21 protein-coding genes and 1 other RNA gene are annotated in these 24,275 nt (G+C 66.7%); 9 read left to right on the top strand and 13 right to left on the bottom strand.

Features of this window, described 5'->3' with window-relative positions; translation table 11 throughout:
• Positions 1-9: 9 nt before the first annotated feature.
• Positions 10-1,164: a succinyl-diaminopimelate desuccinylase gene (gene dapE, locus ACQR1X_RS05205; protein ID WP_316239490.1), complete on the top strand. Its 1,155-nt coding sequence runs from the start codon at positions 10-12 to the stop codon at positions 1,162-1,164.
• 17 nt (positions 1,165-1,181) lie between these two features.
• Here dapE and ACQR1X_RS05200 read toward each other — a convergent pair whose 3' ends face one another.
• The 4 genes from ACQR1X_RS05200 to def all read right to left on the bottom strand — a co-directional run bounded on the left by ACQR1X_RS05200 (position 1,182) and on the right by def (position 5,848).
• On the bottom strand, positions 1,182-3,239 hold the full coding sequence (locus tag ACQR1X_RS05200; RefSeq protein ID WP_316216732.1) for a methyl-accepting chemotaxis protein: 2,058 nt from the start codon (positions 3,237-3,239) through the stop codon (positions 1,182-1,184).
• A gap of 154 nt (positions 3,240-3,393) precedes the next feature.
• Positions 3,394-4,131, bottom strand: a complete 738-nt coding sequence (truA, locus tag ACQR1X_RS05195) for a tRNA pseudouridine(38-40) synthase TruA (RefSeq protein ID WP_434898447.1) — start codon at positions 4,129-4,131, stop codon at positions 3,394-3,396.
• 116 nt (positions 4,132-4,247) lie between these two features.
• Positions 4,248-5,183: a methionyl-tRNA formyltransferase gene (gene fmt, locus ACQR1X_RS05190; RefSeq protein ID WP_434898446.1), complete on the bottom strand. Its 936-nt coding sequence runs from the start codon at positions 5,181-5,183 to the stop codon at positions 4,248-4,250.
• A 137-nt stretch (positions 5,184-5,320) separates the two neighbouring features.
• Positions 5,321-5,848 (bottom strand): peptide deformylase, encoded by a 528-nt coding sequence (gene def, locus ACQR1X_RS05185; protein ID WP_315800481.1) that lies wholly within the window; start codon positions 5,846-5,848, stop codon positions 5,321-5,323.
• Between the two features lie 170 nt (positions 5,849-6,018).
• Between def and ACQR1X_RS05180 the strand changes: the two genes are divergently transcribed.
• Together ACQR1X_RS05180 and ACQR1X_RS05175 are read left to right on the top strand one after the other, a co-directional pair.
• Entirely contained in the window at positions 6,019-7,251 is a 1,233-nt protein-coding gene (locus ACQR1X_RS05180; RefSeq protein ID WP_316183292.1) for a DNA recombination protein RmuC, read from the top strand.
• Positions 7,252-7,294: 43 nt separating this feature from the next.
• Positions 7,295-8,677 carry an AmpG family muropeptide MFS transporter gene (locus tag ACQR1X_RS05175; protein WP_315800482.1) on the top strand — a complete coding sequence of 461 codons (1,383 nt, stop codon included), beginning with the start codon at positions 7,295-7,297 and terminating at the stop codon, positions 8,675-8,677.
• 166 nt (positions 8,678-8,843) lie between these two features.
• Here ACQR1X_RS05175 and ACQR1X_RS05170 read toward each other — a convergent pair whose 3' ends face one another.
• From ACQR1X_RS05170 to ffs, 5 genes are all read right to left on the bottom strand, one after another.
• Complete coding sequence (locus tag ACQR1X_RS05170) at positions 8,844-9,269, bottom strand: hypothetical protein (RefSeq protein WP_315800898.1); 426 nt, start codon at positions 9,267-9,269, stop codon at positions 8,844-8,846.
• Between the two features lie 20 nt (positions 9,270-9,289).
• Entirely contained in the window at positions 9,290-9,889 is a 600-nt protein-coding gene (gene recR, locus ACQR1X_RS05165; RefSeq protein ID WP_315715349.1) for a recombination mediator RecR, read from the bottom strand.
• Between the two features lie 25 nt (positions 9,890-9,914).
• Positions 9,915-10,235 carry a YbaB/EbfC family nucleoid-associated protein gene (locus ACQR1X_RS05160; protein ID WP_315715348.1) on the bottom strand — a complete coding sequence of 107 codons (321 nt, stop codon included), beginning with the start codon at positions 10,233-10,235 and terminating at the stop codon, positions 9,915-9,917.
• A 76-nt stretch (positions 10,236-10,311) separates the two neighbouring features.
• Positions 10,312-12,150: a DNA polymerase III subunit gamma/tau gene (locus ACQR1X_RS05155; RefSeq protein ID WP_434893221.1), complete on the bottom strand. Its 1,839-nt coding sequence runs from the start codon at positions 12,148-12,150 to the stop codon at positions 10,312-10,314.
• A gap of 146 nt (positions 12,151-12,296) precedes the next feature.
• Positions 12,297-12,393, bottom strand: an RNA gene (ffs, locus tag ACQR1X_RS05150) — signal recognition particle sRNA small type.
• Between the two features lie 145 nt (positions 12,394-12,538).
• Here ffs and ACQR1X_RS05145 point away from each other — a divergent pair.
• The 5 genes from ACQR1X_RS05145 (at position 12,539) to ACQR1X_RS05125 (ending at position 16,484) form a co-directional block, all read left to right on the top strand.
• Entirely contained in the window at positions 12,539-12,958 is a 420-nt protein-coding gene (locus ACQR1X_RS05145) for an HIT family protein (protein WP_315715346.1), read from the top strand.
• A 3-nt stretch (positions 12,959-12,961) separates the two neighbouring features.
• Entirely contained in the window at positions 12,962-13,906 is a 945-nt protein-coding gene (gene nudC / locus ACQR1X_RS05140; protein WP_434893222.1) for an NAD(+) diphosphatase, read from the top strand.
• A gap of 130 nt (positions 13,907-14,036) precedes the next feature.
• On the top strand, positions 14,037-14,537 hold the full coding sequence (locus ACQR1X_RS05135) for an Lrp/AsnC family transcriptional regulator (RefSeq protein WP_315715344.1): 501 nt from the start codon (positions 14,037-14,039) through the stop codon (positions 14,535-14,537).
• A 112-nt stretch (positions 14,538-14,649) separates the two neighbouring features.
• Positions 14,650-14,979 (top strand): hypothetical protein, encoded by a 330-nt coding sequence (locus ACQR1X_RS05130; protein ID WP_315800486.1) that lies wholly within the window; start codon positions 14,650-14,652, stop codon positions 14,977-14,979.
• A gap of 38 nt (positions 14,980-15,017) precedes the next feature.
• Complete coding sequence (locus ACQR1X_RS05125; RefSeq protein ID WP_434898445.1) at positions 15,018-16,484, top strand: methyl-accepting chemotaxis protein; 1,467 nt, start codon at positions 15,018-15,020, stop codon at positions 16,482-16,484.
• Between the two features lie 63 nt (positions 16,485-16,547).
• On the opposite strand, the gene ACQR1X_RS05120 is transcribed toward ACQR1X_RS05125, so the two are convergent.
• The 4 genes from ACQR1X_RS05120 to ACQR1X_RS05105 all read right to left on the bottom strand — a co-directional run bounded on the left by ACQR1X_RS05120 (position 16,548) and on the right by ACQR1X_RS05105 (position 22,824).
• Positions 16,548-18,047 carry a phosphomannomutase/phosphoglucomutase gene (locus ACQR1X_RS05120; protein ID WP_434838484.1) on the bottom strand — a complete coding sequence of 500 codons (1,500 nt, stop codon included), beginning with the start codon at positions 18,045-18,047 and terminating at the stop codon, positions 16,548-16,550.
• A 191-nt stretch (positions 18,048-18,238) separates the two neighbouring features.
• Positions 18,239-18,739: a TIGR02281 family clan AA aspartic protease gene (locus ACQR1X_RS05115; protein ID WP_434898601.1), complete on the bottom strand. Its 501-nt coding sequence runs from the start codon at positions 18,737-18,739 to the stop codon at positions 18,239-18,241.
• A 161-nt stretch (positions 18,740-18,900) separates the two neighbouring features.
• Complete coding sequence (gene hrpB, locus ACQR1X_RS05110) at positions 18,901-21,375, bottom strand: ATP-dependent helicase HrpB (protein WP_434898444.1); 2,475 nt, start codon at positions 21,373-21,375, stop codon at positions 18,901-18,903.
• Between the two features lie 129 nt (positions 21,376-21,504).
• Entirely contained in the window at positions 21,505-22,824 is a 1,320-nt protein-coding gene (locus ACQR1X_RS05105; RefSeq protein WP_315800490.1) for a UDP-glucose dehydrogenase family protein, read from the bottom strand.
• A 151-nt stretch (positions 22,825-22,975) separates the two neighbouring features.
• Between ACQR1X_RS05105 and ACQR1X_RS05100 the strand changes: the two genes are divergently transcribed.
• A complete protein-coding gene (locus ACQR1X_RS05100; RefSeq protein WP_434898443.1) occupies positions 22,976-24,028 on the top strand; it encodes an acyltransferase family protein in 1,053 nt (350 codons plus the stop codon).
• The last annotated feature ends 247 nt before the right edge of the window (positions 24,029-24,275 follow it).

Here is a 24,275-nt window from a genome sequence, read left to right as displayed (position 1 = left end):
AGCGAGGGCATGACCGATGCCCTCACCATCACCCGCGACCTGATCCGCTGTCCCTCCGTGACCCCCGCCGATGCCGGGGCGCTCGGCGTGCTCGAGGACCTGCTGAAGCAAGCCGGCTTCCAGACCCATCGCGTGACCTTCTCGGAAGCGGGCACCGCCGACGTCGACAATCTCTACGCCCGGATCGGCACCGAGGGGCCGCACATCACGTTCGCCGGCCACACCGACGTGGTGCCGCCCGGCGACGAGGCTGCGTGGAGCCTTGGCGCATTCTCCGGCGAGGTCAAGGACGGCTACATCTATGGCCGTGGCGCCGTCGACATGAAAGGCGGCATCGCCTGCAGCGTGGCGGCTGCACTCGACTATCTGCGCGACAATGGTGGACGGCCGAAGGGCTCGATCTCGTTCCTGATCACCGGCGACGAGGAGGACGTCTCGATCAACGGCACCATCAAGCTGTTGAAATGGGCGGCCGAGCGCGGCGAGCGCTTCGACCATTGCGTGCTCGGCGAGCCGTCGAATCAAGAAGTCATGGGCGACTGCATCAAGATCGGCCGCCGCGGCTCGCAGTCCGGCACCCTGATCGTCGAGGGCAAGCAGGGCCACGTCGCCTACCCGCACCGCGCCTCCAACCCAGTCCCGGATATCTCGCGCCTGATCGTCGCGCTTTCGGACGAGCCGCTCGACCATGGCAGCGCGCAATTCCAGCCGTCGAACCTCGAATTCACCACGGTCGACGTCGGCAACACCGCGACCAATGTCATCGCGGGACTGGCGCGGGCGAAGTTCAACATCCGCTACAACGACTGCCATACGCAGGAGTCGCTGCGCGCGCTTGTCGAGCAGCGGCTGGCCAAGGCTTGCGGCAACCGCATCCGCGCCCGCATCGACTGGATGCCGTCGAACTCCAACGTGTTCCTGACCAAGCCCGGACCGTTCACCGACCTCGCGGTTGCCGCGATCGAGAGCGTGACGGGCCGCAAGCCCGAGCTATCGACCACCGGCGGCACCTCGGACGCGCGCTTCATCTCGAGCTACTGCCCGGTGATCGAGTTCGGCCTGGTCGGCCAGACCATGCACCAGATCGACGAGCGCGCCTCGGTCGCCGACATCGCCACCCTGACGAAGATCTATCGCGGCATTCTCGATCGCTACTTCGCGTGAGCGGCGTGCCGCTCCGATCAGGCGGCCTTCACCTCCGCCAGGAACTGATCGACCTCGCGGCGCAAATCCGTCGCCTGGCCGGCTAGGCTGGCAGCAGAATCGAGCAGTGAGCGCGCCGAGCCGCGGGTTTCGGCTGCGGCCGCGCTGACCAGCGCAATCGACGACGAGACGTCGTTGGTACCGCTCGCCGTCTGCTGCACGCTGCGGGCGATCTCGCGTGTCGTAGCGCTCTGCTCGGCCACGGCCGTCGCGACAGCTCCCGTGACGCCGCTGATCGTATTCACCACGGCTGCGATCTTCTCGATTGCGGCGACCGTGCTGCCGGTCTCGTCCTGAATCGCGGCGATCTGGCTCTCGATCTCTTCGGTAGCCTTGCTGGTCTGCGACGCCAGGCTCTTCACCTCGGATGCGACGACGGCAAAACCCTTGCCGGCCTCGCCTGCGCGCGCCGACTCGATCGTGGCATTGAGCGCCAGCAGATTGGTCTGCGAGGCGATGGCGCGGATGAGCTGGACGACGTCGCCGATGCGTGTCGCGCTGCCGGCCAGCGTGCGGACCTTGTCGGTGGTGTCGAGCGCCTGGCTGGTCGCGTTGGAGGATTCCGACGCGGCTTCCGCGATCTGCCGGGTGATCTCCTTCATCGAGGCGTCGAGCTCCTCGGAGGCCGCCGCGACTGTGTTGACGCCGGAGGTTGCCTGCGCCGCCGCATCGGCCACGGCGGTGGCACGTGATGCCGTGGTGCTGGCGGAGCCGTCGAGGGTCTCGGCCGAGAGTTTCAGGCCACTGGCGGCGTCGCTCAACCGGCCGCAGAGCGTGTCGATGACGTCGCCGAAGCGGCGGGTGAGCGCCTCGATCTTTTGCCGCCGCGCATCGCGCCGCGCCTCGGCATCAGCACCCTGCAACGCCAGCCGATCGGCCTCGGCCGACTTCTCCTGCAGAACGCCGATGGCGTGGGCGAGCGTACCGACCTCGTCGGTGCGGTCGCGGTAGGCGATTTCCACGTCGCGCGCGCCGCTGGCGATGCGCCCGATCAGCTCGGTCAGGTTGGACAGAGGCTTGATGACCCGAGCGTTGAACCAGAGTGTTCCGAGCGCAGCGGCGGCAATGTTGACGACGAGCAGAATGAGCGCCAGCACGAAGCGGAGCTGGGCGTCGCCGATCGCGGCCTCGCTCTGGCGCAGCGCCTCGGTCAGCGCGGCATCACGCAGCGGCAGGATGGTGTCGAGGATCGGAAACAGCGACCGCAGGAATTGATCGGGGTCGAGCTCGAGCACCTTGCCGCGATTCGGCGCCACCTGCGACGTATACAGCTCGCCGCCGCGCGCCCAATAGCCGTTTTCCACCCCGGTCATCGCTGCGAAGATCGGCTTCTGATCGATCTCGGCAGCGGCAAGCTTAGCCGTCGCCCAGATCCGCTCAATGCGTCCCTTGAACGCGGCGAGCGCCTCGGCCGGCTCGCCGGCCATCGGCTGCTTGGTGGCGATCATGCGAATGAGCGTCGTGGTGGCGCGGCCGGCCCAATCGCGCAGATCCCATCCGATCACGGCGAGCCGTGCGGCTTGGCCGACGGCGGGGTTGGCCGCGTTGATCCGGCGCACGATCACCTCGACGTGGCTGCCGGTGGCTTCCTGGACCGTGAACATCTGCGGCACGTAGTCGCGGACGACAGCCTCAGACCGGGACGCCTTGGGCTCGGCCACGGCATCGAGCGCCGCGCCGCGCAGCGTGCGCAGCTTCTGCTCGATCGAATCGAGCGCTGCGACGTCCTCGCGAAGCTGCGCCAGGCTGCGCGCCTTGGCGAGCGCCTCATCGGAGCCGCCGGTGATCTTCTTGAGCCCCGCAAGCTCCTCCGCCGTCGCCGGGTTGGCCGATGCCAGTCGCGGATTGATCCAGGCGCGCTCCACATTGAGCTTTTCCGGGAGCCGCAGCATGGCGGCCAGCAGTTGCGCATCGGCGCCCGCGGTCCGGGCCGCTTGCAGCGAGGTCAGCTGCTGCCAGGCGAACAGCACGGTGGCGAGCAGGCCGATGACGGCCCCGAGCAGCAGAGAGAGCAGGAAGACTTGACGAATGCGCACGATCGACCTCGCTGGAGAGCAGCCTGAGGTCCGGATAGCAGGGAGGGATTCAATTTGAAGTTAATGAGGCCTATCGCGCAACTCGAAGCGGCAACTAATTAGGACAGCCTCTCGTCACGGTACGCGACGGGCCGGGTTCCACGCGGGAACGACCTCAATAGTCGACCTTCACGAGATAGAGCCCTTCCGGTGGCGCGACGACGCCACAGGCGGCGCGATTGCGCGCGGCGAGCGCGGCGGCGAGATCATCTGCGGTCCAGCGGCCCTGCCCGACCCACACCAGCGAGCCGACCATCGAGCGCACCTGGCTATGCAGATAGGAGCGCGCGGAGGTGAGGATGGTGATCGCATCGCCGTCCCTCACGACATCGAGTTGATCGAGCGTCTTCTCCGGCGATTTCGCCTGACATTCCGCATCGCGGAAGGTCGTGAAATCATGCTTGCCGAGCAGCCGCTGCGCCGCCGCATGCATCGCCTCCGAATCCAGCCGCTGCGGCACGCGCCAGACGCGGCCGACCTCGAGCGCAAGATTGGAGCGGCGATTGACGATGCGATAGCGGTAGTGCCGCTTTCGCGCGGAGAACCGCGCTTCGAAGCTGTCGGGCACGATCTCGGCATGGAGCACCGCAACCGGGTTCGGCCGCAGATGCGCGTTGAGTGCGTCGCGCAGCTTGTCGGGGCGGAACTCCTTGGCGATGTCGCAATGCGCGACCTGCCCCGTGGCGTGGACGCCGGCGTCGGTACGGCCCGAACCGTGCACGCGCGTCGGCACGCCGCAGGTCGCCTGCACCGCAGCTTCCAGCGCGCCCTGCACCGACGGCAAGGTCGCCTGCAGCTGCCAGCCGCAGAACGGCGCGCCGTCATATTCGATGGTGAGCTTGTAGCGGGGCATCGCCTCGATCGCGTTTGGCCGTCATTGCCGGGCTTGACCCGGCAATCCATCCATGGACGAAGCTTGTTCGCGAGATGGATGCGCGGGTCAAGCCCGCGCATGACGAGCTGAATTGGTCAGCCGAAGCGCCGGCCCGGCGCGACGGGCGTGCCGCGCAGGAAATCCGCGGCTTTCATCGGGCCCTTGCCGGCGCGCTGCAGCTCGGTGACGCGGATGGCGCCGTCGGCGCAGGCGATGGTGAGCTGCTCGTCGAGCACGGCGCCGGGCTCGCCCCGGCCGTCGGCGAGCGCGCAGCGCAGGATCTTCAAACGCGCCGCCTCGCCATCGAGGGTGACCTCGCTCCAGGCGCCGGGGAACGGCGACAGGCCGTGGATGTGACGCAGCACCATATGCGCCGGCTTCGTCCAGTCGATCCGCGCCTCGGCCTTCTCGATCTTGGCCGCATAGGTCACGCCGCCCTCGGCCTGCTTCGTCAACGTCAGCCCGCCGCGCGCCAGCGCCGCCATCGCCCGCACCATCAGGTCGGCGCCGATGCGCGACAGGCGATCGTGCAGGTCGGACGCCGTCATCGCGTCAGTGATGGGCAGACGCTCGGCCATCGCGACGTCGCCGGTGTCGAGACCGACATCCATCTTCATGACCATCACGCCGCTTTCGGCGTCCCCTGCCATGATGGCACGGTTGATCGGCGCAGCGCCGCGCCAGCGCGGCAGCAGCGAGGCGTGGAGGTTGTAGCAGCCGAGTTTTGGTGCATCGAGAATCGCCTGCGGCAGGATCATGCCATAGGCGACGACGACGGCGGCGTCGGCCTGGTGGGCGCAGAACGCAGCCAGCGCGTCCTCGGTCTTCAGCGTCTTCGGCGTGAGCACGGGAATGCCGAGCCGCCGCGCCTCGGTCTCGATCGGAGTCGGGACCAAGGCCAAGCCACGGCGGCCACCGGGCTTCGGCGCGCGCGTGTAGACGGCCACGATCTCGTGGCCGTGGCCGGCGAGCTCGAGCAGGGTCGGCACGGCGAAATCCGGCGTGCCCATGAAGATCAGGCGAAGCGGCATCTGGTGCGCCCCTCAAGGCTTCATCCTGCCGTCATTGGCCGGGCTCGTCCCGGCCATCCACGTCGCAATGCCAACGCGAGAGGCAAGACGTGGATGCCCGGGTCAAGCCCGGGCATGACGGAGGAGAGAGTTGATCGTTACTCGCCGGCGCGCTTGGCGGCCTTGGTGAACTTCTTCATCACGCGGTCGCGCTTGAGCTTCGACAGATAGTCGATGAACAGCACGCCGTTGAGATGGTCGATCTCGTGCTGGATGCAGGTGGCGTAGAGCCCCTCCGCATCCTCCTCGCGGACCAGCCCGTCGAGATCGGTGAAGCGCACGCGCACACGCGCCGGCCGCTCGACCTCCTCGTAATATTCGGGGATCGACAGGCAGCCCTCCTCGTAGACCGACAGCTCGTCCGACTTGGCAACGATCTCCGGATTGATGAAGACGCGCGGCTCGCGCTTGCCTTCCCCGTTCGCGTCGGGCTTGGCCAGATCCATGGTGATGACGCGCAGCGGCTGCGCGACCTGAATCGCTGCGAGCCCGATGCCTGGCGCGTCGTACATGGTCTGAAACATGTCGTCGACCAGCTGCCGGATCTCCGGCGTGACCTTCTCGACCGGCTTGGACACCAGCCGCAACTGCCGGTCCGGCAGGATGATGATTTCTCTTAGAGACATGGCGCGCGATTTAAGCCGCGGAACCGGCGCGGTCAATGTGATGGCTCGCAGTTAAGACTTCGCTAACCATGAATTTCAATGTCTCGTTAACCATGATTCTTTACCCGGCCTTAACCATAAATGTTCTCTCTTCGTTCGCGAGCTCTTGCGAATCGGATAGATGGGGGGTGATGACCGCCAGCCAGTCCCTCAATCCTGTCGTCGTCATGATCGGCGATCTGCCCGTGCGCGCCAGCGACGCGCTGATCGGGTTTGGCGTGCTGGTTCTGCTCCTGCTGCTGATGATCGTCGCGGCCGTGGTGCGCTCCGGCCGGCGCGGCGCCGAGCTCGCGGCCCAGCAGGCGATGCGCGCCGATGAGATCGAACAGCGGTTCGGCGAGATGATCCGGGTGCAGAGCGAGGCCTCCGGCCGGGTCGACGCGATGGCGCAGCTGCTTGCCGGGCGGCAGGTGGACCTGGCGCGCAGCGTCAACGAGCGGCTCGACGCCGTCACCCATCGCGTCGGCCAATCGATGGAGCAGACCACGCGCCACACCATGGATTCCTTGCGCGTGCTGCACGAGCGGCTCGGCATCATCGACAACGCGCATCGCGATCTCAGCGAGCTCACGACACAGGTCACGACCTTGCGCGACGTGCTCGCCAACAAGCAGTCGCGCGGCGCATTCGGCCAGGCGCGCATGGAGGCGATCGTCCAGGACGGGCTGCCGAAGGGCAGCTACGCCTTCCAGTACACGCTCGCCAGCGGCAAGCGGCCGGACTGCGTCGTGATCCTGCCCGACACGCGGCCGCTGTGCATCGACGCCAAGTTTCCGCTCGAGGCAGTGACCGCGCTGCACGACGCGAAGACGGAGGACGAAAAGCGCGCCGCCGCGCAGCGGCTGCGCACCGACGTGCTGCGCCACGTCAACGACATCGCCGAGAAGTACCTCGTGGTCGGCGAGACGCAGGACACGGCGCTGATGTTCGTGCCGTCGGAATCGGTCTACGCCGAGATCCATGACGGCTTCGACGACGTCATCCAGAGAGCCTATCGCGCCCGTGTCGTGCTGGTGTCGCCGTCGCTGCTGATGCTCGCGATCCAGGTCATGCAGCAGATCATGAAGGACGCGCGCATCCGCGACGCCGCTGACCAGATCCGCAACGAGGTGATCCATTTGGGCGACGACCTCGGCCGCCTGCGCGAGCGCGTGCTCAAGCTGCAGAAGCATTTTGGCGATGTCGGCGAGGACATCCGCCAGATCCTCATCTCCGCCGACAAGATCGAAAAGCGCGCCGCGCGGATCGAGGAGCTCGATTTCAGCAAGCCGGATGCGCCGGCGGACTCTCCGCGCATTGCGCCGGGCGCGGGCGCGACGCCGGACCTGTTTCCGCTGGCGGGGCGGATGCAGGCGGGGGAATGACCGCGGCGTCGCGAAAGCTGTCCAGATCTGCTACCACCCACCGATGACCGCACCTGACGCCGCCTCCGACATCAGAGCAACCGCTGCAAAGCCTGAGGCCAAGCCCGCCCCCACCTGGCGCGAGAGCATGGCCGTCTACCTGCAGCCGCGCGTGCTCGTGGTGCTGTTCCTCGGCTTCTCCTCAGGTCTGCCGCTGGCGCTGTCCGGCTCGACGCTTCAGATCTGGATGCGCGAGCTCGGCGTCGATCTCGGGACCATCGGGCTGTTCGCGCTGGTCGGCACGCCCTACACGCTGAAATTCCTTTGGGCGCCGCTGGTCGACGCGCTGCACGTGCCGCTGCTGACGCGCGCCTTCGGGCGGCGGCGCGGCTGGCTGGTGTTCGCGCAATTGCTGCTGATCGCGGCCATCCTGCTGCTGGCCGTGACTGACCCGGCGCATGCGCCGTTCATGGTCGCGCTGGCCGCGCTGCTGGTCGCCGCGATGTCGGCGACCCAGGACATCGTGGTCGATGCCTTCCGCGTCGAGAGCCTTCCGGAGAGCGAGCAAGCCGCGGGCATGGCGGCGTATGTCGCCGCCTACCGCATCGGCATGCTGGTCTCGACCGCCGGCGCGCTGGTGGTGGTCAGTGCATTCGAGAACTCGGGGTTGACGCGTCCGTCGTCCTGGATGTGGGGCTATGTCGCGATGGCCGGAATGGTGCTGATTGGCACGATCACGGCCCTCGCGGCGACCGAGCCGGCACAGTCGCAGCAGGCGGAGGCCGCGATGGGCGCGGACACCGCGCTCACCCGCGTGATGCATGCGGCCGCCGGAGCCTTCGTCGAGTTCCTCAGCCGACGTGATGCGCTCACGGCGCTCGCCTTCGTCGTGCTGTTCAAGTTCACCGACGCGTTCTCCGGCACGATGACCGCGCCGTTCGTGATCGATCTCGGCTTCAGCAAGGTCGACTACGCCGCGATCGTGAAAGGCGTCGGCCTCGCCGCCACGCTCGCCGGCGGCTTTGCCGGCGGCTTCGTCGCGCGGCGCTATTCGCTCGCCACCAGCCTGTGGATCGGCGGCATCGTGCAGGCGCTGGCCAACCTGTCGTTCTCATGGCTCGCCATCGTCGGCGTCAATCAATGGGCGCTGGCGCTGGCGATCTCTGCGGAGAACTTCACCAGCGCGATCGGCACCGTGATCTTCGTCGCCTATCTCTCTGCGCTGTGCCAGAATCCGCTGCACACCGCGACCCAATATGCGCTGCTCACCGCACTCGCCGCGGTTGGACGAACCTATCTGTCATCGGGCGCGGGCTATGTGGCGAAGGCGACCGGCTGGCCCACATTCTTCGTCATCTGCGCGCTCGTCGCGATCCCGAGCCTCGTGCTGCTTGCTTGGCTGCAGCGGCGCGGGCATTTCGATGAATTGGGGCCAGTGAAGGTCTAGCTGCCGCCTGGAGTTAGACTGTCATCCTCCGCGAAGGCGGGTGATCCGGCATTGCGGAGACGTCGGCGATCGACCGCGAGACCGCGGCGTACTGGATCGCCCGGTCAAGCGGGGCGATGACAGCGGAAATCGTGGCGTTGCATTCGCGTGAATGCTCCCAGCGGCCTCAACGCTTCACCAAGCTCCACTTGGTCACGACCGCCTCGCTCATCTGTCCCGCATCCTGCGCGCAGGCGATCTCGTCGACCTTGACCGCGATCTGCTTGCCGAGCAGCCCCTTGAGCTGCGACGCCTGCGCCGTGTTCGCGGTGACGAGCTGGAACGTCTCCGGGCCGGTCTCGAGATTGCACAGCCCGCTCGGCGGCGGCAGGCGGCGCGGCTCGCTGGTGATCTGATAGGCGGCGGAGGGCTGGCCCGGCTTGGCGCCTTTCAGCTTCAGCGCGTTCAGCTCGCCGGACAGCACGTCACCGGCATTGAGCGGCTTGCCGACCTTCTGCGGTGTCTCGCTCTGCTGCGCCAGGACGGACGGAGCCGAGAGCGCCACCCAAATCGCGCCCAAAGCCAGCCGTTTGCCGAATCCGCGTTTCGTCATCATTCCACTTTCGTCTGTGCCTAGAACAAGGTCCGCTGCCGCATCGCGGCCGAGAGCGTGCCTTCGTCGAGATAGTCGAGCTCGCCGCCGACCGGCACGCCATGCGCCAGCCGCGTGACCTTGACGTTCGCCTCCTGCAGGAGGTCGGTGATGTAGTGGGCGGTGGTCTGGCCATCGACCGTCGCGTTCAATGCGAGGATGATCTCCTGCACCTCCGGCGCATGCGCGCGCTGCACCAGCGCGTCGATGGTGAGGTCCTGCGGACCGACTCCGTCGAGCGGCGACAAGGTGCCGCCGAGCACGTGATAGCGGCCGTTCGAGGCCTTGGCGCGCTCCAGCGCCCAGAGATCGGCGACATCGGCGACGACGACGATCATCGCGGGATCGCGCCGCGGATCGGTGCACACCGTACAGGGATTCTGGGTATCGATGTTGCCGCAGGTCTTGCAGACCTGGATGCGGTCGATCGCGACCTGCAGCGCCGAGGCGAGCGGCACCATCAGCGCCTCGCGCTTCTTGATCAGATGGAGCGCGGCACGCCGCGCCGAGCGCGGCCCGAGGCCGGGCAGGCGCGCAAGCAGCTGGATCAGGCGTTCGATCTCAGGACCGGCGACGGCCATCAGTTCACGAATGTCATCGGGTCAACTAACCAAAACCGAAGCCTGGCGGCAGGCCGAGCTTGCCGGTGATGGCCTGCATCTTCTCCTGCATCGCGGCTTCCGCCTTGCGCCGCGCGTCGCCGTGCGCGGTGACCAGCAGGTCTTCCAGGATCTCGGCCTCCTCCGGCTTGAGCAGCGACGGATCGATCTTGATGCTCTTCACGTCCATCTTGGCGGTCATGCGCACGGCGACCAGACCGCCGCCCGAGATGCCCTCGACCTCGACGTTGCCGAGCTCCTCCTGCATTTCCTGCATCTTCGTCTGCAGCTGCGCCGCCTGTTTCATCATGCCGAGAAAGTCAGCCATCGGAGCACCTCATCATCAGCCTTCTTGTTGAGCATGATCTTTCGGAAGACCGGTTTCCACGTTTCCGGATCATGCTCTAGAAATCGTCATCGTCGGACTCGTCGGGCGGCTCGACAGCACTGGCGTCCGATTCGGGCGGCTCGGGGGCGAGCCGGCGCACTTCGACCACCTTGGTGCCCGGGAACCGCGCCAGGATCTCCTGTACGCGCGGATCGGCCTCCGCCGCCGCCTCGCGCTCGCTCTTGGCGCGCAGATTCTGCTCGCGCAAGGTCGCCTGACCCGGCTCGTTGGAAACGATCACCGTCCAGCGCCGGCCGGTCCAGTCTTCCAGCTTGCGGCCGAGGTCCGAGACAAGCGAGCGCTGCGCCGTCCGTTCCAGCGCGATCTCCAGCCGTCCCTCTTCGAAGCGGACCAGCCGCACGTCCATCTCCAGCGCGCTCTTGGTGATCAGGTCGCGATTCTTGCCGGCCAGCGCGACGAGTTCCTGGAAGCTCGCCAAGCGCAGCGCGGGCTGGTCCTGCGATGCCGGTGACGGCTGCGATGCCATCGCCTGCGGGCGCATCGAACCGCCGACCGCGGCGAGCGTCGGGCCTTGCGCGCGCGACGCCTGCATCGGCGCCGACGTCATCACAGGCGGCGTTCCCGCGCTCATGGTGGATGCCGGCGCAGGGCGCGCCCCGCCGCCGTTCGTCACGATCGGCGAGCCACCACCGTTCTGGTCGATCATCCGAATGGCTTCGTCAGGCGTCGGCAGATCGGCCGCATAGGCGATGCGCACCAGCACCATTTCCGCCGCAGCCGCAGGCCGCGTCGCGCCTTGAGTCTCGGCGATGCCCTTCAGCAGCATCTGCCACATCCGCGACAGCACGCGCATCGACAACTTGGTGGCGAAGTCGCGCGCGCGCAGCCGCTCGGTCTCGCTGAAGGCGACGTTGTCAGCCGTGGCCGGCACGACCTTCACCCGGGTGACGAAGTTCACGAACTCGGCCAGGTCCGACAGCACGACCACGGGGTCGGCGCCGACGTCATATTGCTCGCGGAATTCCTTGAAGGCGGCGGCGATGTCGCCGCTGGCGAGATGGTGGAACAGGTCGATGACGCGAGTGCGGTCGGCGAGGCCGAGCATCTGCCGGACATCGTCGGCACGGACCTCGCCGGCGCTGTGCGCGATCGCCTGATCGAGCAGCGACAAGGAATCGCGCACCGAGCCTTCGGCGGCGCGCGCGATGATGCCGAGCGCCTCGGGCTCGATCGTCACGCCTTCCTTGGTCGCGATGCCCGAAAGATGTTTCATCAGCACGTCGGCCTCGACCCGCCTCAGGTCGAAGCGCTGGCAGCGCGACAGCACCGTCACCGGGACCTTGCGAATCTCGGTGGTGGCGAACACGAACTTGGCGTGCTCCGGCGGCTCCTCCAAGGTCTTCAGGAAGGCGTTGAACGCCGCCGTCGACAGCATGTGGACTTCGTCGATGATGTAGACCTTGTAGCGCGCGCTGGCCGGCGCATAGCGGACGCTGTCGTTGATCTGGCGGACGTCGTCGACGCCGGTATGCGACGCCGCGTCCATCTCCAGGATGTCCATGTGCCGGCTTTCCATGATCGCCTGGCAATGGGTGCCGAGCACCGGCATGTGGATCGTCGGGCCCTTCACCGAACCGTCGGGCAGCTCGTAATTCAGGGCGCGGGCGAGGATGCGGGCGGTGGTGGTCTTGCCGACGCCGCGGACGCCGGTCAGGATCCAGGCCTGCGGAATCCGGCCGGTCTCGAACGCGTTCGAGACGGTGCGCACCACGGCCTCCTGGCCGATCAGATCCGCGAAGCTGGAGGGGCGGTATTTGCGCGCCAGCACCCGGTAGGGCTTGGCGGGAGCGTCGGCGCTGTCAGGCGGAACAGGTGGGGCGCCAGCGTCAGTCATCGAGCGATCCGCAAGTGAGCATTCCAGTCCGGCATCGATCGCGATCGTCGACGCCATCAGCCTCGGCGCAATCAACCGGAGCGCGGTCGAGCGCCCGCCCTGCGCGGGGTCCCCGCCATCTTTGCGCGATTCGCTCGAAAAAACAGGTAGGAGACTGACGAGCGACCCGATCCGGACCTCGTTAGGGCTGCTTCCTTCCGGACCTGACCCGGTTGGCGAGTGGCTCGTCCACCGCCAATCTCCCGCCGCCTATTTGGGGCCAAACGGTCCGGAAAGCAAGCGCGAGCTTCGCCGGCCCGCTCTACCGCCCCGCGGGCTTGTGCCGCAGCTCGGAAAGGCTTTAGGTGCCGTCGAGCTCCCCGCCTGACCATCCGCCAGGAACCGCCGCATGCCCGAATCAGCCTGGTCGCTGCATCCGCAACTTGCGAAGGATACGATCGACATTGGCGACCTGCCGCTGTCCCGCGTGCTGGTGATCAAGGACGCGAACTATCCCTGGCTGCTGCTGGTGCCGCGGCGCGAGGGCGCGGTCGAGATCATCGATCTCGACGAGGTCGCGCAGGCGCAACTGATGACCGAGATCACGCGGGCGTCACGCGCGCTCAAAGAGATCACCAAATGCGACAAACTCAACGTCGCCGCGCTCGGCAACATGGTGCCGCAGTTGCACGTCCACATCATCGCGCGACGCACAAGTGACGTGGCCTGGCCGCGACCGGTGTGGGGCGCCGCGCCGCCTGTGCCCCACGATGCGCAGGAGGTGCAGCAGTTCATCAGCGCTATCAGGCGCAAGATCTGGCTAGGGTGAGAGATGTCGCCATTCGACTCGTTTCCGCTGGGCAAGCCGGCCTTCGTCGGCCATCCGATCGATCGCGCCGCCCATCTGCGCTTCCACGACGACAAGCTGATTGCCTTCGAGAGCAAGCCGTCGACGCGGGCCTATGTCGTGCATCGCGATTCGCTGGTGCTGAAGCGCGAGGGCGACCAGCTGCGCGCGCTGCTGTCGATCGACGAGGCGCTGAAGTTCGGTGCCAATCCGGGAACGATCTTCCTCGGGCTGCAGGACGGAGCGGCCGTGTTCGGCATGGGCATCTCGCCGGCCGCGGTCGAGAAGCTCGCCGGGCGGGAGGACGTGTCCGTGACCGAGCTGCGCGGCATGGCGATGCAGGGCGCGATCCCGGTCGACCAGCTCGCCACCATCGCGATGGCCAAGTCCCTGGTGTCCTGGCATCAGCGCCACGGCTTCTGCGCCAATTGCGGCGCCAAGACCGCCATGCGCGAGGGCGGCTGGAAGCGCGAATGCCCGAGCTGCAAGACGGAGCATTTCCCGCGCACCGATCCGGTCGTGATCTCGCTGGTCGCCTCCGGCGACAAGTGCCTGCTCGGGCGGCAGAAGCAGTTTCCGACCGGCATGTATTCCTGCCTCGCCGGCTTCGTCGAGGCGGCTGAGACGATCGAGGACGCCGTCCGGCGCGAGGTGTTCGAAGAATCCGGCATTCGCTGCACCGACGTGACTTATTACATGACCCAGCCCTGGCCCTACCCGTCGTCGCTGATGATCGGCTGCAGCGCCCGGGCACTCAACGAAGACATCGTCATCGACCGCACCGAGCTCGAGGACGTGCGCTGGTTCAGCCGCGACGAGGCCCGGCAGATGCTGCTGCGGCAGCATCCGGATGGCTTGGCAGGACCGCATCCGTTCGCCATTGCTCATCATCTGGTCGGCCGCTGGTTGAAAGAGAACGACGAGCGGTAGCAGGAAACCACCCCACCCCGCCGCGGAAACCGTCAGCCCCGGCCGCAAAGGGCTGAACGGCCAACCCTTGTCTTGGAACGATTTTCTCTATATGAGGGTCATATAGCCTTCATATGGAACAAATTTCTCCATGACCGATGTCGCCGCCCAAGGCTCCGAGGCCAATCGCCGGCTCGATGCGATTGACCGCAAGATTCTGATGGTCCTGCAGGAGGACGCATCGCTGTCCGTCGCCGAGATCGGCGATCGGGTCGGACTGTCGTCGACACCGTGTTGGAAGCGCATCCAGCGGCTGGAGGCCGATGGCGTGATCCTGCGCCGGGTGGCCCTGGTCGATCAGAACAAGATCGGGCTCGGCATCTCCGTGTTCGTGTCGGTGGAGAGCGCGGACCATTCCGAGGCCTGGCTGCGCAAATTCGCCGAGGCGGTCAGCTCGATGCCGGAGGTGATGGAGTTCTACCGGATGGCCGGCGACGTCGACTACATGCTGCGCGTCGTCGTTGCGGACATGCAGAGCTACGATGTCTTCTACAAGAAGCTGATCAGCGCGGTGCCCCTCAAGAACGTCACCTCGCGCTTCGCCATGGAGAAGATCAAGTCGGTCACGGCGCTGCCGGTGCCGCCGGTCTGAGCCGAGCATTCCGGGCCGCTTCGATGTTGCAGCGCTAGCGTCCCCAATCTCAGTCGTCATCCCTAACGAACGTTTACCGGAAGTTATTCCCATCCCTCTATTCTTGGATGCGATGACGTCCGGTGCAACCATACCTCAGTCTTCGCGCCCGTGGCTCAATGCCACGGCGCTTCTGATCGCGAGCTTTGTCGCGGTCGCCGCGCTGTCACTCCAAGTGCGCGCGGGGAGCGAAATCGTGGCCGTCGCTTTCCCACCCTGGTGGAGCGCGCAACACGCGATGCTCGCCGCGGCCTCGGCTGACGCCGCGCTCGTGCGCACAACGGCCATTTCATCGCTGCTGGTCGTTCGTCCCGGCGAACACGACGGCTCGGCGCGGCTGCGCGAGGCCGGCGCCTGGCTCATCATCGATCCGCAGGCGGTCTCTGCCTGCTTTGCAAAATGATCAAAATGATCAAAATGATCTCTTTGGGGGAATCGGAAATGAACGTCGAGACCAGCGATCTGGCAACCCTCCGGCACACGACCAGCAAGCTTCTGCTGGCGATGCTCTGGGTTCACGTTCCGCTCTCCCTCATCATCGGGCTGTCGCGCGGCGAATGGCTGATGCCGACCATGCTCATGGTCGTCATGGCAGTGGTGGCAACCCTTTCCTGGCGCAGCGCCGGCGACGCCTTGTCGACCCAGCTCACCGTCGCAGTCGCCGTCATGGGCAGCGTATCCGTGCTCGTCTACCAGATGTCCGGACATCCCTGGCAGATCGACATGCACATGTATTTTTTCGCCGCGCTCGCCTGTCTGGTCGCATATTGCGACTACCGGCCGATCCTGGCCGGCACGGTCGCCGTCGCGCTTCATCATCTGGTCCTCAACTTCGTCTTTCCTGCAGCGATCTACCCGGGCGGCGCTGATTTCGGCCGCGTTGTGCTGCATGCGGTCATCCTGCTGATCGAGGCCGGCGTTCTCATCGCCCTTGCGCTCAAGCTGACGCAGCTGTTCGAAACCAGCGCGCGCAAGACCGCGGAAGCCGAATCGGCGATCGCTGCCGAAGCGCGCGCCAACGCCGAGCGGTTCGAGGCCGAGCAACGCGTCAAGCAGCAGGCCGATCTTGCCCGTCGCGAGCTCGCCGAAGGCTTCGAGCGCAAGATCGGCGGCATCGTCGAGGCGGTGGCCGTCGCCGCCAACGAGATGCAGAGCCTGTCCTCGTCGATGAGCCGGAGCAGCGCGGAGTCCTCGCGCCAGACGTCGGCCGCGGCCGGCGCCTCGCAACAGGCGTCGACCAATGTCGAGACGGTCGCTGCCGCAACGGAAGAGCTGACCGCGTCGATCAACAATATCTCACAGCAGGTGACGCGGTCGGCGGAGATCGCCGCGAAAGCGGCGGACGAAGCTCGCCGCACCAACACGGTGGTCGAGAGCCTGGCTGCCGGCACCCAGAAGATCGGCGAGGTGGTGACGCTGATCCAGACGATCGCCAGCCAGACCAACCTGCTGGCGCTGAACGCCACCATCGAGGCGGCGCGCGCCGGCGAGCACGGCAAGGGTTTTGCCGTCGTGGCAAGCGAGGTCAAGGCGCTCGCCAACCAGACCGCGAAGGCCACCGAGGAAATTTCCAGCCAGGTGCAGAGCATCCAGAGCGCAACGGGTGACGCCGTCTCCGCCATCCAGGCGATCGGGGGAACGATTGCCGAGATCGACGACATCTCCAAGGAGATCGCCACCGCGGTCGAGCAGCAGGGCCTCGCCACCGGGGAAATTTCCGGCAACGTACAGCAGGCGGCCGAAGGCACGCGGCTGGTCAGCCAAAGCATGGGCAGCGTGACCCGCGCTTCCGACGAGACCGGCAGCGCCGCCTCGCGGCTGCTGGAATCCGCGAACGGACTCACCTCGCAATCGAGCCGGCTCAAATCCGAGGTCGATCAGTTCCTGAGCTCCCTGAGGGCCGCTTGATCCCATCGAATGGGATGGGATCGGCGCGAGCATCGACCCTAGCGGGATATCATCAACGCGGCCTCAGATCGTCTGGTTGTAGGCGCCGACTTCGGGATGCGTCCGCAGCACCTCGTTGACCGCCTCGAACATGTCGTGCATGCGCCGCTCGGACACCGGGCTTTCGACCACCACCACGAGTTCGGGCTTGTTCGATGAGGCCCGCACCAGACCCCAGCTACCGTCTTCGACCGTGACGCGGACGCCGTTGACGGTGACGAGATCGCGGATCTGCTGCCCCGCCACCTTGCCGCCCTGCCGCTGCAGCGCCTGGAAGTGCTTCACGACGGCGTCGGCGACGCCGTATTTGACCTCGTCGCCACAATGCGGCGACATGGTCGGCGATGACCAGGTCTTTGGCAGCGCGTCCTTCAGGTCGGCCATCGACTTGCCCGGCGCCCGATCGAGCATCTCGCAGATCGCGATCGCCGAGACCAGACCGTCGTCATAGCCCCGCCCGAACGGGCGGTTGAAGAAGAAGTGGCCCGACTTCTCGAAGCCGGCAAGCGCACCGAGCTCGTTGGTGCGGCGCTTCATGTAGGAATGGCCTGTCTTCCAGTAGGCGGTCTTCGCGCCCTGCGCCTGCAGCACGGGATCGGTCATGAACAGGCCGGTTGACTTCACGTCGACGACGAACTGCGCGTCCTTGTGGATCGCCGACATGTCGCGCGCCAGCATCACGCCGACCTTGTCCGCGAAGATCTCCTCGCCGGTGTTGTCGACTACGCCGCAGCGATCGCCGTCGCCATCGAAGCCGAGGCCGACATCGGCCTTATGCGCGAGCACGGCATCGCGGATGGCATGCAGCATCTCCATGTCTTCGGGATTGGGATTGTATTTAGGGAAGGTGTGATCGAGCTCGGTGTCGAGCGGAATGACCTCGCAGCCGATCGCCTCGAGCACGTCAGGCGCGAACGCGCCGGCGGTGCCGTTGCCGCAGGCCGCAACAACCTTGAGCCTGCGCTTCAGCTTCGGCCTGCTGGTGAGGTCGGCGATGTAGCGCGCCGGGAAATTCTCGTGGAACTGATAAGATCCACCGCCGGCGTTCTTGAACTCGGCGTTGAGCACGATCTCCTTCAGCCGGGTCATCTCTTCGGGGCCGAAGGTGAGCGGGCGGTTGGCACCCATCTTCACACCGGTCCAGCCATTGTCGTTGTGCGAGGCGGTCACCATGGCGACGCAGGGCACATCGAGATCGAACTGGGCGAAATAGGCCATCGGCGTCACCGCAAGGCCGATGTCGTGCACCTTGCAGCCGGCGGCCATCAGGCCCGAGATCAGGGCGTATTTGATCGAGGCGGAGTAGCCGCGGAAATCGTGCCCGGTCACGATCTCCCGCTTGACGCCGCGTTCGGCGATCAGCGCGCCCAGCCCCATGCCGAGCGCCTGCACCCCCATCAAGTTGATTTCCTTGTTGAACAGCCAGCGCGCGTCATATTCGCGGAAGCCCGTCGGCTTCACCATCGGCTCGGATTCGAAGGCGTAGGTATTGGGAACCAGGACGGGCTTGGGTTTCGGAAACATCAGGAGACGGCCTCGGGAAATCACATCAACGGAAGAATGCAGTCGTGCCTGATACGACGTCGGACGACAATGGCAGAAGGCAGATGAATGCAGGCAACAATCAGGCGGGACCGCCCCGTCCGCTGAACCAATCCGCCTGCCGGTATATGGGGGCCGTCACTGCATGCACCAAGATGCGGTGAAGGCGCAGCCTACTGCTCCAACACCATCTGGCCGTTGGCGTAGGCGAAGCGCTTCAGCTTGGACAGGAAGGACAGGCCAAGCAGGTTCTCCGACAGCGCGGTATCGGGCAGCACCAGGGCATCGACGTCGCGCACGGTGAGCTCGCCGAGCTCGACCATCGCGAGCCTGGCGCGGGCCGCCTTCACGGTGCCGTTCGCCGTGGTCACGGTGGCGGTGTAGTCGCCGCGCGCCGGACGGAGGCCGAAGCGGGCGGCCGAACTCTCGTTCAGCGCGACCATCGAGGCGCCGGTATCCACCATGAAGCTGATGCGCTGACCGTCGACGCGGCCGTCGGCGCGGAAGTGACCGCGACGGTCGGTCGGAATGCTGAGGCTGCGCTGGCCCGCGGCAGAGGATTCCACCGTGGCAACCCGCGCGGACGGTGTCGCGGATGCCGACGCGGGGGTCAGGCGATCGGCCAGTTGCGCCATGAAGGTGCCGAGACCGACGAGAACGGCCGCAAAGATCATTATGTTACGCATGACGCAAACGCCCGACTTTACCCCGCAACCGATTTGACCATCAAAGCCGCTGACGGGCGACTGCGAGTGACCGGCTGCCGCCGCCATTTTGGCGAAAACGATGAGTGAAGCGTTAACGACAACGACGGCGGCGGTACAATTTGCATGAGCTATGTCCCCCGCGGCTTGGCCCGCCGGGTCGGCTCGGCATGGGCGGGATCGTCGGGCCAGGGATGGCGCGGATAGCGGCCGCGCAGATCGGTGCGGACCGCGGCATAGGAGCCGCGCCAGAAGCCGGGCAGATCGCGCGTCACCTGCACCGGCCGCTGCGCCGGCGACAGCAGTTCCAGCACCAGCGGCACGGCCCCCCTGGCGATAGACGGATGGACGTTGAGACCGAACAGCTCCTGCAGCCGGACCGCGATGGTGGGCCCCTGCTCAGCCTCGTAGTCGATCGCCAGCATGGTGCCGGTCGGCGCCTCGAAATGGGTCGGCGCCTCCCGGTCGAGCCGGGCGCGCAGATCCCACGGCAGCAGCGCCATCACGGCATCGGAGACGTCGCCGGGCGAGGCGTCCTTGAGCGAGGTCTTGTCGGCCAGCAGCGGCACCAGCCACTCCTCCCGCCGCTCGGCGAGGCCCGCGTCCGACAGGTCCGGCCAGCTGTCGCCCTCCGCCTTGCGCAGGAAGGCGACGCGATCGCGCCATTGCCTGGCGGCCTTCGACCAGGGCAGCCGGTCGAGCCCGGCCGCGCAGATTCCTTCCGCGAAGATGCGCGCGGTCTCCTCCGACGGCGTCAGCGCGACCGGCGCATCGGCCATGGTGATCGCATGCAGCTTGCGCCGTCGGCGCGCCCGCAACGCCATCGCGCCATGATCGAAGCTGACCTCGTCCTTGGCTTCGATGTGCCCGGCGAAGTGGCGCTCGATGTCCTCGATCGCCAGCGGCGCCGCCAGCAGGATCCGGCCGTTGGCCGCCGTTCCGGTCAGCTCGCCGACCGCGATATAGGGCACGCGCGCCAGCGACGAGGCTGGGTCGACGGCAGCGCCGCGGCCATTGGCGAGCACGAAGCTGCCATTGCCGCGATTGCGCGCCACCCGGTCGGGAAAGGCGAAGGCGAGCATCAGGCCGGTGGAGATATCCGCTTCTCCGGCGGGGGCGGACGCGGACGACACCTGCTGCGCCCACCGCCGCGCCAGGTCGCGGGCACTTTGCGCGCGCGGCGAGCGGTCGCGGCGGAACTGATCGAGCCGCACCTCGAGATCAACGCTGTCGCCGCCCAGCCCGCGCTCGGTCAGGATGGCGGCGATGTCGGCGGCCTGCGCCGCCGCGCCGTGGTCGGCGGCATCGACGATCATCCGCGCCAGCCGCGGCGGCAGCGCCAGCGCCCGCAGCCGCCGGCCCTCGTCGGTCAGCCTGCCATCGGCATCGAGCGCATCGAGCTCGCGCAGCAGGTCCCTCGCCTCCTTCCAAGCCGGTTGCGGCGGCGGATCGAGGAAGCTCAGCGTGGAGGGGTCACTGACACCCCATTGCGCCAGATCGAGGACTAGCGAGGACAGGTCGGCGCTGAGAATTTCCGGCTGCGTATAGGCCGCCAGCGAGGCCGTCTGCGGCTCGTCCCATAACCGGTAGCAGACGCCAGGCTCGGTGCGGCCGGCGCGGCCGCGGCGCTGATCCACGGCGGCGCGCGAAGCCCGCACCGTCTCCAGCCTGGTCAGGCCGATGTCCGGCTCGTAGCGCGGCACCCGGGCGAGGCCGGAATCGACCACGATGCGCACGCCCTCGATGGTCAGCGAGGTCTCGGCAATCGAGGTCGCCAGCACCACCTTGCGCTGCCCCTTCGGGGCGGGCGAGATGGCGCGGTCCTGCACGGCGGAATCGAGCGCGCCGAACAGCGGCACGATCTCGACGCTGGCATCGTGGACGCGCTCGGCCAGCATCGTCTGGGTGCGCCGGATTTCGGCGGCCCCCGGCAGGAACGCCAGCACCGAGCCCGCGTCGGCGCGCAGCGCCGCCGCGATGGTCTCAGCCATCTGGCGTTCGACCGGCGCATCCGGCTTGCGGCCGACATAGCGCGTCTCGACCGGATAGGCGCGGCCTTCGCTCTCGACCACCGGCGCATTGCCGAGCAGGCTGGCGACGCGGGCGCCGTCGAGCGTCGCCGACATCACGAGGATGCGGAGATCCTCGCGCAAGCCCTGCTGCGCATCGCGTGCCAAAGCGAGGCCCAGATCGGCATCGAGCGAGCGCTCGTGGAATTCGTCGAACAGCACGGCGGCGACGCCGGTGAGCTCGGGATCGTCGAGGATCTGCCGGGTGAAGATGCCTTCGGTGACGACCTCGATGCGGGTCGCGCGCGAGACCTTCGAGCCGAAGCGCACGCGATAGCCGACGGTGTCGCCGGCGCGCTCGCCCAGCGATTTCGCCATCCGCTCGGCACTGGCGCGGGCGGCGATCCGGCGCGGCTCCAGCACGATGATTTTGTTGGTCCCGACCCACGGCGCATCGCGCAGCGCCAGCGGTACACGGGTCGTCTTGCCGGCGCCGGGCGGCGCCACCAGCACGGCGGTGTTGCTGCGTGCGAGCGTGCCGGACAGTTCGTCCAGCACGGCATCGATGGGCAGCGGCGTGTCGAAGCGAAGGGGCAATCGTCGAACCCGTCATTGCCCGCGAAGGCGGGCCATCCAGTAAACGCAGATCTCGCAGATGACGAAGATCGGGCGTACTGGATACCCCGCCCTCGCGGGGTATGACAACGCTATGTCACGCACGCCGCATCACGCGCCCTTCACCGACGGCCGGCCCACGCTCTCGTAGACGAAGCCGTGCGCCGCCATCTCGTCCGGGCGGTAGACGTTGCGCAGGTCGACGACGACAGGACTGGCCATCACCTCCTTGAGGCGATCGAGGTCCATGGCGCGGTACTGCACCCATTCGGTCACCAGCACGATCGCATCGGCGCCCGTCGCGCACGCATAGGGATCGTCGTAATAGGCGATCTCCGGCAGCTCCTTCTTGGCCTGCTCGATGCCGACGGGATCATGCGCCCGCACCTTGGCGCCCATGTCGAGCAACCCGGTCACCAGCGGGATCGACGGCGCCTCGCGCATGTCGTCGGTCTCCGGCTTGAAGGTGAGGCCGAGCACAGCGACTGTCTTGCCGCGCAGATTGCCGCCGACGGCATGCGCCACCTTGCGCGCCATCGCACGCTTGCGGTTGTCGTTGACGGCCAGGACGGATTCGACGATGCGCAACTGCGTATCGTAGTCCTGCGCGATCTTGATCAGCGCGCGCGTGTCCTTCGGGAAGCACGAGCCGCCGAAGCCCGGACCGGCATGCAGGAACTTGGCGCCGATGCGGTTGTCGAGACCGATGCCGCGCGCCACCTCCTGCACGTCGGCGCCGACCTTCTCCGCGAGATCGGCGACCTCGTTGATGAAGGTGATCTTGGTCGCGAGGAACGCGTTGGCGGCGTATTTGATCAGCTCGGCGGTGCGCCGCGCCGTGTACATGACCGGCGCCTGGTTCAGCGACAACGGCCGATAGATGTCGCCGAGCACCTTGCGACCGCGGTCATCGTCGGTACCGACCACGATACGATCGGGCCATTTGAAGTCGCGGATCGCCGCACCCTCGCGCAGGAATTCCGGATTGGAGGCGACCACGACGTCGGCCGCCGGATTGGTCTCGCGGATGATGCGCTCGACCTCGTCGCCGGTACCGACCGGCACGGTCGATTTGGTCACGACGACCGTGAAGCCAGTGAGCGACGCGGCGATCTCGCGCGCCGCGGCATAGACGTAGGTGAGGTCGGCGTGGCCGTCGCCGCGTCGCGACGGCGTACCGACCGCGATGAACACGGCGTCGGCTTCCGCGACCGGCTGCTTGAGATCGGTGGTGAAATCGAGCCGCTTGGCCTTCACATTGGCCGCGACCAGTGCATCCAGCCCGGGCTCGAAGATCGGGATTTCTCCGCGATGCAGCGCGGCGATCTTGCTCTCGTCCTTGTCCACGCAGGTCACCTGGTGACCGAAATCGGCGAAGCAGGCACCGGACACCAGACCCACATAGCCCGTGCCGATCATCGCAATTCGCATCGAAACCCATCCTTCAAGGTTAATACTTTCGCGTCTTAAACCATTTGCGGTTCAAGGGGAATTTAGAAAACGGCATGACGTTTGGATGACAAGGAGGAGTATTAACGGCTCTGCCCGACAATGCGGCAGCTCCGCGCCAAAGAGGGACAGCATGACCGCGAATGGTACGCCGAAAACGGCCGGAACCGAGACGCGCATCGACTGGGTGGACTACGCCAAGGGTATCTGCATCATCATGGTGGTGATGATGCATTCGGTGCTGGGCGTCGAGCTCGCCGCCGGCGAGACCGGCTTCATGCACGCCGTCGTCGCCTTCGCCAAGCCGTTCCGGATGCCCGACTTCTTCCTGATTTCCGGCCTGTTTCTGCCACTGGTCATCAACCGCGACTGGCGCACCTATCTCGACCGCAAGGTCGTGCATTTCGCCTATTTCTACGTGCTGTGGGTGACCATCCAGTTCGGCTTCAAGGCGCCCGGCTTCGCCGCCGCGTCCGGCTGGCCGCACGCCGGCTATATGTATCTGGAATCCTTCATCGAGCCGTTCGGCACGCTGTGGTTCATCTATCTGCTGCCGATCTTCTTCGTCGTCATCAAACTGACACGGAAGCTGCCGGCGCCGGTGATCTGGGGCATCGCGGCCGGCCTCGAAATGGCGCACATCGTTACCGGCTGGACCGTGATCGACGAATTCTGCGCCCGCTTCGTCTACATCTATTCGGGCTATCTGTTCGCGACCACCATCTTCGCAGTGTCGGACCGGGCCCGCGCGCAGCCCATGCTCGCGATCATCGGCCTGCTCGCCTGGGCTGTCATCAACCAGTCGCTGGTGAACCTCGGCGTCAGCGAGTGGCCGGCTGTCTCCCTCATGCTCGGCTATGCCGGCGCCGTCGCCATCATCATCGCCGGCACGCTGCTGGCGCGCGCGCAGCTCCTCAACGCAGTGCGGTTCTGCGGCGAGCATTCGATCGTGATCTACCTCGCCTTCTTCCTGCCGATGGCGGCCACCCGCACCTTGCTGCTGAAGACGGGGATCATCACGGACATCGGCACGATCTCCCTGCTCGTGACCATCGCCGGCGTGCTCGGCGCGCTCGTGATCTGGCGCCTCGCACTGCGCGTCGGTGCGCGCTTCCTGTTCGAGCGCCCGATCGCGTTCTGGATCGCGCCGCCAAAGCCGAAGGCTGTGTTGCAGCCGGCGGAGTAGCCACATCCATGGTGTCGTCCCGGGCGAAGACCCGGGACCCATAACCGCCGTCCTCCATGTGAGGCACGCTGTGGCTCCAGCATGCCGCCTCATCACCGCCTGGGAGTGTAGGTCCCGGGTCGGCGCCCCGCCAGCGCTTCGCGCCGTCGGGGCTTGCCTGGGACGACAGCGGAGTTTTTGGCGCGAGCACGGCTCGCAGCCGGCGCCGATTTGCGTGGGGAACGCGCCGGATTCTGCCGTTCCGAGG

Origin of the sequence: Bradyrhizobium sp. HKCCYLRH3073 (assembly GCF_051167995.1) — a bacterium.
GTDB lineage: Bacteria > Pseudomonadota > Alphaproteobacteria > Rhizobiales > Xanthobacteraceae > Bradyrhizobium.
The sequence above is the reverse complement of the archived record's forward strand: the minus strand, read 5'-3'. Positions and strand labels throughout refer to the sequence as shown.